Below are 6,081 nucleotides of genomic sequence, written 5' to 3' on the forward strand. Positions count from 1 at the left end.
CCTTCTCGATTACCCTCTACAGTACCAGTTAAGTTATTAATTGTACCTTTTTTAGTATTGACAACGGTGACATATTCCTGTTTTTTGTTGGCGGATTTTTTTTGATAAACTTGCACACCAGTTTCATTTAAATTTTCTTAAAAGTAGGAAATATGAACCTAGCTATAAAAAGTATTCAAACAGCAACGTTAATGATGCTCCTGAGCTATGCAACAGCAACACAGGTGGTAGCAGTAGCGCAAAAACTTAACCGACCAGTAACTGTTACTCAAACTGTCCAATTAAAAGACACCCTAGTTATTCCCGGAGAACGAGTCGGTCTAGTAACCCGCAAAACGACTAAAGCAAATTTAGTTAAGTTATTTGGTCAATCCCGTTTGAAAGATGAAACTATTTCCGGAGCAGAAGGAATCGGTAAATTTCCAGTGACGCGGGTAAACCTGGGGTCGCAGCGCTCTTTTACAGTTGTTTGGAACGACAACACTCGTACAAAAGCCGCAAGTGTGATAGATTTCGGTTCTGCATGGAAAACACCTGAAGGTATTGGAGTTAGAACAACCTTTGATGAGTTACGCCAAAAATTAGGTGAATTTAAACTGTACGGATTAGGCTGGGATTATAGTGGTACTGTTTTGCTGGAAACTACTAAGCTAGCTAAGTATAAAGGAAAATTAGGCTTGCAAGTCGATGCGGCTCGTAATGCGAGTCAGAGATTTCCTAAACAGTACCAAGCAGTATTGGGGGATGCAACATTTTCTTCGGCTAACCCCAATTGGAAGCCTTTAGGTATGAGGTTGGTACAGATGAATGTTTCGTTGTAACCCACATTCCGCAGATTTGAATCATGTTGCTAGTAACGTTAATGACAATAGGATTGCACATTGAGTAGCTGTGTGCGGTGAACAACGCACGCACGGTTTCGGAAGAGAGGGGTGGAGTGGTAACACTCCCCTCGACTCTCCCTCCCGCCTGCACCCCAGCTATGCCCGTCAAGGGCGATGCGGAAGCCGCCACTAAGTCCCAAAGGGACTGGCTTTGCCTACGTGAACGCACCTTGTCAACAGGTTTACTCCAAAATTAAACCCAAGTTTCTAAGACTTTCAAAGGACTGCGTGAAAAGTTTCACACAGTCAATCTCATTTTATGTGCATATATATAGACACCTACCAAACCCACATTCCCATACTGAGATAATTCACAATCAAGGAACACCTCATATTCAACATCAATTAATAACAATAACTCATTACAAATTAATTTTGTATTATCTATATTTATAATTAAAACTAACAATAAATCTCATCATTACCAGACAAATAAAAAATAATAGAAGTGTCCGCCAGACAATCAGTAATTGTACGGTACTGGCTAACATAATGTATGCCAGACAATAAACCTATAATCACAAACTAATCTTAACTTTATGGCAGACAAACTAGAAAATATTCAATTATCATCGGCAGACAGTACGGTAACAAACACAACTACTTTACCAGACAATCTGCAATCAACTAATACAAATACGGCAGACAGTTCACCAGACAATCACCAAACTATACCCGACAATCCGGTACAAAATTGTGCTGTAGTGGCAGACAGTTCACCCGACAGTAAACAAACTACACCCGACAGTTCACCCGACAATAAGCAAATTAAACCCGACTGTACGGTAGACAGTGAACAAACTACACCCGACAGTTCACCCGACAATAAACAAACTACACCCGACAGTACGACAGACAGTAAACAGCCGACACCAGACAGTACGGTAGCCGACAGTCAAAATGTCGATATTTTTTCTAAAATTTCCATATTAGAATTTTTAAAAAAATATGAGATAGGTCGTGATTCGTTGTACGGTCGGATGCGCTATCTACAGATAACGACGTACAAGATTAAGAACAAGGCTTATCTGGATGGCGTACAAGCGGGGTATATGGATGGGCTACACGAACACATCAAAGCTACCGGACGGATGGAAGGCTACCCGATACCGGAACCGTCGGGACCTGTGGGAGAGGAAACTTCTCCGACAGTAGTTGATGCGAAATGTGACAGCATGGATACGGACAGTGGACACTTTCACGACGACATTGAAAATAATCAACCGACGAGTGCGATTGCTTTAACAACTCCCGATAGAAGTATGGCGGATGGTTCGACGGAGGAATCGGGTATGGCGGTTTCTCAGAGCCAGACGTTGAGTGCGGCAGAGAATGAACAAGCTGAGACTGTACGACAGCATGAAGTATCTCAGATGAACGCGCTGGGGGAACAGGTGATGAAAAATGCCCAGAATAAAGCTGCGGGGGTGTTGATTGCCGAGAATATGTTGGCGCAACAGTTTATTGAGAATCCAGAGATGTTGCCAGAGGAATTGAAGGCAAAGATTCAGGAATCAGCACAAATTCCAGAAGTTGACCCTTTCGCATACGCCAACGCGCTAATAGATTTCGCCAAAGGAGCGGTGGCGGCTTAAAACTTCGGCTTTGCTCAGTTTTAACGTCGAGCATACCTTGGCTATGCTTGGTAGCCTATAAGTTAAAGTATGGGCTGCTGGTGTTGTTGGCAAGCGTGACGATGGTGTTAGTGCCTGTGGGGGGTGTGGCAATTAATGGGATGGCTTTAGTTTTGTTGGTTGTTGTAATGGCAAGTGGTGCATTAGTGTTGATTTTCCTACGCTTGCGGATTGCACCAAACAAACCGGAGGAACCAGAACCAACTCCAGAACAAACCGTTAGTACCCAAACCGTTAGTACTGAAGTTGTAACTGAAAGAAGAATTTACCGCCAAACCGAGTTAAACCGGATTATTGCCTCACTTTTAGCTAATGGTTCACTACTAATCGCTGGTGAAGAAGGTTGTGGTAAATCTGTACTAGCGTCGGTGGTAGTAGAGAAGCTACAAGAAGATGGGTTTGTGGTGGCACATATTGAACCGACGACACCGAAACAAATGTTGGTGGAAATAGCTTATCAACTGGGGGTAGAAACTCAAAGCTTGGAGGGTAAAGCGCTGAGTGCCGAGCAATTGAAACGGGCGATCGCAAATTATTTAGAAAACAACACGGGTTTTTTGGTGATTGATGATGTGCAGGTTTGTGAGGTGAAGTTTCGCATGTGGCTGAAGCAGTTGCGGAAACTCAATGTGCCGATGTTGTTATTGGCGACAAACCCACCGCGAAATGACATCTTTATCAATATTCCTCGGATTGAATTGCAGCCATTGCCGGAGTATGCGATTCGGGAACTGATGGAACAAGCAGCATTGGAGCGGGGGATTAGTTTGAAGCCTTCGGATTTATCGAAGTTGCAGGAACGTGCGGGGGGAAATCCGATGTTGGCGATTCGGGCGATTGATGAGGAGTATTTGGGATTGGAGGTAGAAGGAGCCGACCACGATAGGTATTTTGATATTACGCCGTTGATATTGTTGATGGGGATTGTGTTTGTGGTGATGCGATTTATTGGATTGGGCACAAATAATCAAGCACTGTACATTTTTGGGGGAATTGCGGCGGCTGTATTTTTGGGAGTGGGACGGTTGTTGTATACCTTACCGCGTGAAAGTCGGAGGATTAGATGATTTTGGGGTTTTTGCGTGGGGTCAGAAGTCGGGTTACTGGTTTGGTCGTGCTGAGTGGGAGGTTGTTTGTGGGGTAAGGAACCCGACTTCCGGGGTTAGTCGTTTTTGGGGGTTTTAATGTTGGGAATATCACATTTACTAATTAGCGGTACAGCTACGAGTCTGTTACTGGGAACGGCTAGTCCGACTATTATTTTTACGGGTGCGATCGCGGGTTTGTTACCGGATATCGATATATCGACTTCTCCTGCTGGACAAGTTTTTCCTTGGGTAAGTCGATACTTGGAGAAAAGAATGCCCCATCGCAGTTGTACCCATAGTTTGCTGGCATCTTTGGGAATTGCGATCGCATCATACAGTATGGCGTTGTTTAATCCTAGTTTTATTAACCTGGTTCACGCCATCAATATTGGTTACTTGTTTGGCTGGTTTGCTGATGCATTTACTCGTGGAGGGGTACAGATGTTCTATCCGGCGAGGGTAAAGTGTGTATGTCCGGGAAACAGGAATTTGCGGTTGAGGACGGGAAGTAATGCCGAATATTTTGTGTTGATAGTGTTGATAGCGACTTCGTTGGCGGTATTCAACATTAACAATAGTGGGGGGATGTTGACGCAGTTTAATCGGCTGATAGCGAGTTCGTCGGGGGTGGAGAATTTGTATAACGAATCGGGTGCAACCAACTTGATTAAAGCGCAGATTAAAGGGGTACGTGGGGGCGATCGCTCGAAGGTTGAGGGGGATTTTTTGGTGATTCAGACTCATGGTGCGGGGTTTATTGTGCAGTCGGGGAAAGGTGAGATTTATAAAGCTGGAACTGACGCGGGTTCGCAGATTATTACCGAACGGATTACAGCAGATGTGGGGAAAGCTGCGATTACTAATATTGAATCGGTGAGTTTGGAGGAAGAACAGTTAGCGGAGGTTTTAACGCCATTTAACCGAGTTGGGGCAATGGTGTTTGTTAGTGGTCAGTTGAGTGTGGATGATGCGGAGAGTATCAAACTTTCACAAGACCCATATCAGTTTCCATGTATCAAAGTGTCTGGTGAATCGGTGAATTTGGAAGCTGCACCACTGGCACGGGTAATGGAAAAATTAGGTGAACAATTTGCTACAGGTAATTTACAAATAAGGATTATTAATGCCAGCCAAACCATTACCACATTGAACAAGAAATTGGGTTTCTCCCTAACGCGAAATCTCTAATCGTTGGGATAAACCCAGAAACCCAATTTCTCTTATTACGCGAGAACCCTGAATAACCTTGTTGCATTAAGCATCTGGTGATGGGAGAAACCAGGTGAGACCACTTGACGGTGTCGGTTTCCGTCCCGTCAAAGTGGCGAACCCGAAGGGTTTCTTCCACCTGTTGCAACGAAGATAGTCGTGCTGAGTTAAAGAGAAACCCGGTTTCTTGAGAAATAAATAAGGATTATTAATGCCGAAACCACTGCCACAAGCGATTTTAAAGCCCAATTCGATTAAAAAGGAAGATGCTGCAATAACAAAGGGAATTTTACTGGGGGATAACGTTGTTTGGAATCCTGCTGCATTACCCAATGGTCATGTTGTATTAATTGGTGCATCGGGTAGCGGGAAGACACAGACACTTAAGGCGATCGCACATGAATTACCTCAAGTATTTCCCCAAATCAAAATAGTTATTATCGATTTTCATGGTGATTTAGAGTTACCTGGTGAGGTTTGTTACCCGCTTGATATGGAAAGTCCCTACGGGATTAATCCATTGGTGGTTGATTTGGATACTAAGGGTGGTGGTCCCAATTTGCAGGCGATCGCAGTTGCTGCCATTTTCAAAAAGGCATTGGTACTTGGTGCTAATCAAGAGGGTTTGGTTATTTCCATTCTTAATAGCTGCTATGGAATGAAGGGAATTGTGCAGGATGATTTTAATACTTGGATTCGGATACCACCAACTTTTGCTGATGTCCGCTCTGAGATTGAATCGAGAGTTGAGGACGGTTGTAAGGAATCGGTAAAGTTGCAACTCAAATTGGCTGCCACATTTCAATACGGCATCTTTGATAAACCCCAACCATCCCTAGATGCTCAAATTATTCGCTTCGATTTATCGGCATTGGGAAAAGTACCGGGATTAAGTGCGATCGCAGCTGAGGCTTTGACTAAACAGTTGATGGATTCGCACCGGATTATGGGGGAAATCGAGGATAAAGTGCCGCGTAGCTTTGTTTTTATTGATGAGGCTAAGGAAGTTAAAAATTCTCGGAGTATCAAAATTATCTTGGGGGATGGTCGTAAATACGGATTATGTGCGGTGTTGGCATCACAGCGAGATGCGGAAATTAGTGATGAGGCGATCGCAAATAGTTCAACGAAGATTGTGCTGGCAATTGACCAAACTGAAGTAAAAAGGGTATCTCGTAGATTTAGGTTTGCGGAAAATATTGTGGCTGGGCTGCAACCGTTGGAAGCATTGGTACGAATGGGTACTGAGGGTCAAAAGTGTAAGAT

Annotated in this window: 5 protein-coding genes; all 5 read left to right on the forward strand. The window is 43.9% G+C overall.

All coding sequences use genetic code 11. From position 1 onward, the window contains the following. The first annotated feature begins 152 nt into the window (after positions 1-152). Complete coding sequence (locus CK510_RS24705) at positions 153-821, forward strand: hypothetical protein (protein WP_095724201.1); 669 nt, start codon at positions 153-155, stop codon at positions 819-821. A 602-nt stretch (positions 822-1,423) separates the two neighbouring features. Beyond that, positions 1,424-2,479 carry a hypothetical protein gene (locus tag CK510_RS24710; RefSeq protein ID WP_095724202.1) on the forward strand — a complete coding sequence of 352 codons (1,056 nt, stop codon included), beginning with the start codon at positions 1,424-1,426 and terminating at the stop codon, positions 2,477-2,479. Between the two features lie 80 nt (positions 2,480-2,559). Continuing rightward, positions 2,560-3,585, forward strand: coding sequence for an ATP-binding protein (locus CK510_RS24715; RefSeq protein WP_245912422.1), 1,026 nt, complete (start codon positions 2,560-2,562; stop codon positions 3,583-3,585). Between the two features lie 117 nt (positions 3,586-3,702). Next, entirely contained in the window at positions 3,703-4,794 is a 1,092-nt protein-coding gene (locus CK510_RS24720) for a metal-dependent hydrolase (RefSeq protein WP_095724204.1), read from the forward strand. Positions 4,795-5,026: 232 nt separating this feature from the next. Further along, on the forward strand, positions 5,027-6,081 hold a 1,055-nt coding region (locus CK510_RS24725), incomplete at its 3' end, for an ATP-binding protein (protein ID WP_095724205.1).

It is taken from the genome of Brunnivagina elsteri CCALA 953 (assembly GCF_002289455.1).
GTDB lineage: Bacteria > Cyanobacteriota > Cyanobacteriia > Cyanobacteriales > Nostocaceae > Brunnivagina > Brunnivagina elsteri.